Annotated in this window: 3 protein-coding genes; 1 reads left to right on the top strand and 2 read right to left on the bottom strand. The window is 59.1% G+C overall.

All coding sequences use genetic code 11. From position 1 onward, the window contains the following. Window positions 1-101: 101 nt before the first annotated feature. A complete protein-coding gene (locus Q0341_RS03300; protein ID WP_299510540.1) occupies window positions 102-977 on the top strand; it encodes a LysR substrate-binding domain-containing protein in 876 nt (291 codons plus the stop codon). A 228-nt stretch (window positions 978-1,205) separates the two neighbouring features. Here Q0341_RS03300 and Q0341_RS03295 read toward each other — a convergent pair whose 3' ends face one another. Together Q0341_RS03295 and Q0341_RS03290 are read right to left on the bottom strand one after the other, a co-directional pair. After that, window positions 1,206-2,231, bottom strand: a complete 1,026-nt coding sequence (locus Q0341_RS03295) for a glycine betaine/L-proline ABC transporter ATP-binding protein (protein ID WP_299510539.1) — start codon at window positions 2,229-2,231, stop codon at window positions 1,206-1,208. Further along, window positions 2,224-2,748: ABC transporter permease subunit (locus Q0341_RS03290; protein ID WP_299510537.1), on the bottom strand; the 525-nt coding region annotated here is incomplete at its 5' end. The genes Q0341_RS03295 and Q0341_RS03290, both read right to left, overlap by 8 nt.

Genomic DNA, 2,748 nt, shown 5'->3' with positions numbered 1-2,748 from the left:
CCGAAAGCCAAGTGCTGGCCCGTGCTGTCAAATGGCACAGTGAGCACCGCGTGCTGATCAACGGTCACAAGACCGTGATTTTCAAATAACAGGCCAGCACCATGTCGGTCCACTCGCGCATTCCCCCCATTCAATGCCTGCTCACCTTCGAGGCACTGGCCCGCTTGCGCAGCGTGACCCAAGCAGCCGAAGAGCTGTGTGTGACGCCCAGCGCCGTGAGCCACCGCGTCAAGCAGCTCGAGCAAATCATTGGCACCAAACTTTTTGGCCGGGCCGATTTTTCGCTCACCACCGAAGGCATCGAATACCTGGCACATGTGCGCGAGGGCCTGGTGTCGCTGCAACGCTTTCCCAGCGCCAGCAACACACCGGGTCGGCGCAAGCTGCGCTTGGCGGTCACCCCCACCTTTGCGCGCTCGGTGTTGATGCCGCGCTTGAAAAATTTCCTAGATGCCTACCCCGAAATCGACATCACGCTGCAAGTGAGCATTCCCCTGCTCGATGTGGTGGCCGAAGACGCCGACCTGACGGTGCGCTTTGGCACCGGTCGCTACTCGGATGTGGAGCATGTGTGTTTGGCCAAGGACGATGTGACGCCACTGGCATCACCGGCTTGGCTGCGCGAGAACGGCCCGTTTGCCAGCGTTGAAGACCTGCAAGGCGTGGCACTCTTGCGCAGCCCGCTGGAGCCTTGGCGCACCTGGTTTGCCGCGCACGACCTGGACTGGCCAGAACCCACCGACGGCTCGTCGTTCAACGACATCGGCTTGATGTGTGACGCCGCAGCCCAAGGCCTGGGCGTGGGCCTGATCCGCACCAAACTGGGCGCACCATGGCTTGAAAATGGCCAACTGGTGCGCTTGTTTGAACGCAGCGTGCCCAGCCCCCATGCACACTACCTGTGCTGGCGCACGGGCGCCATGGAGCGCTGGGAATGCGCGGCCTTTGCCGACTGGCTCAAGAAGGCGCTGGCTTGAAGGCTAACGTCTCATGATTCAGCCCAGTGAAGTCTTCAGCTTGAGGCTTGCTGTGCCTCTTTTGTAAGTCGGTGCCTTCAGGTCCGACGTGAGGCAGGTGGACCACAACCCTTTGATGATGTCACTCTGCAGGCGGATGAAACGTCGGACCACAAAAGTCCGACCCGGAAGAATGACAGTCATTCACTTCATCCACTCCATCATCGTGGAGCCGAATCGTCAGCATAATCAGTCCCTGGGCGGCACCATGGCGGCAATGATGTCCGTCATGGTCACAACACCGAGGTGCTTGCCTTTGGTGTTGGTCACGTTGGCCGACTCTTTGCCTTCGGCGCTGAGCAGTCGTGCCACTTCTTCGATCACCAACTGCGAGTCCACGGTGGGCCCCTCGGTGGCTGGCCCTGCTTGCAGCAAGGTTCGGCAACGGATCACCCGGCCGCGGTTGACTTCGCGCACAAAGCTCTTGATGTAATCGTCGGCGGGTTTGAGCAAAATCTCTTGCCCGGTGCCTTGTTGCACCACTTCTCCGTCGCGCAAGATGGCAATGCGGTCGCCCAGGCGCAGCGCTTCATCCAAGTCGTGCGTGATGAACACAATGGTCTTGCCCAAGTCCTGTTGCAAGTCGAGCAAGACACTTTGCATGTCACTGCGGATGAGCGGGTCCAGTGCAGAAAACGCTTCGTCCATCAGCAAAATCGGGGCGTCGTTGGTCAAGGCGCGGGCCAGGCCCACGCGCTGCTGCATGCCGCCCGACAACTGGTTGGGGTAATGGGTTTCATAGCCCTTGAGGCCCACGCGCTCGATCCAACTCAGCGCTTGCGCTTGGCGAGTGGCTTTGCGGATGCCCTGAATGCGCAGTCCGTATTCCACGTTCTCTTGCACCGTCAGGTGCGGAAACAACGCGAACTTCTGAAACACCATGGCCGCCTGCTTACGCCTGAACGTCCTCAGTTTGGATGGCCGCATCTTCAGCACGTCTTGCTCACCCACCCAGACCTCACCGGCTGTCGGCTCGATCAAGCGGTTGATGTGTCGGATCAAGGTGCTTTTGCCCGAACCCGACAAACCCATCACCACCTGAATTTGTCCAGGGGCAATGCTCAGGTTCACATCGCGCAAGCCCAGCACATGGCCGTGCACATCGCGCAATTCGTCTTTGCCCATGCCTTGCTCGACCAGTGCCATGCACTTTTCTGGCGTTGGGCCAAAGATTTTGTAGAGATGGCGTATCTCAATGCCCAAGGCTTCAGCCATGCTGCATCTCCCTGTGCTTTTGCAGACGCTGGCCATAGGCCTGCGACAAGCGGTCAAACAAGATGGCGATCACCACAATGGCCAAACCATTGAGCAAGCCCATGGCAAAGTATTGGTTGGTGATGGCGCGTAACACGGGTTGCCCCAGGCCTTGCACACCAATCATCGACGCCACCACCACCATGGACAGTGCCAACATGATGGTCTGGTTCACACCCGCCATGATGGTGGGCAGAGCCAATGGCAATTGCACTTGCAACAATTTTTGCCAACGCGCAGAACCATAGGCATCGGCCGCCTCCAGCAGTTCGGCGCTGACCATGCGAATGCCCAAGTTGGTGAAACGGATCATGGGCGGCACGGCGTAAATCACCACCGCAATCAGGCCCGGAACGCGCCCGATCCCCAGCAGCATCACCACTGGAATCAGGTACACAAAACTGGGTAAGGTTTGCATCACGTCCAGCACCGGGTTGACGGTGCTTTGCACGCGGTTGGAATAACTCATCCAGATGCC

The organism is uncultured Limnohabitans sp. (genome assembly GCF_937889215.1).
Lineage (GTDB): Bacteria > Pseudomonadota > Gammaproteobacteria > Burkholderiales > Burkholderiaceae_C > Limnohabitans_A.
Note: the sequence above shows the minus strand (reverse complement) of the source record. Positions and strands in the feature narration are given on the sequence as shown.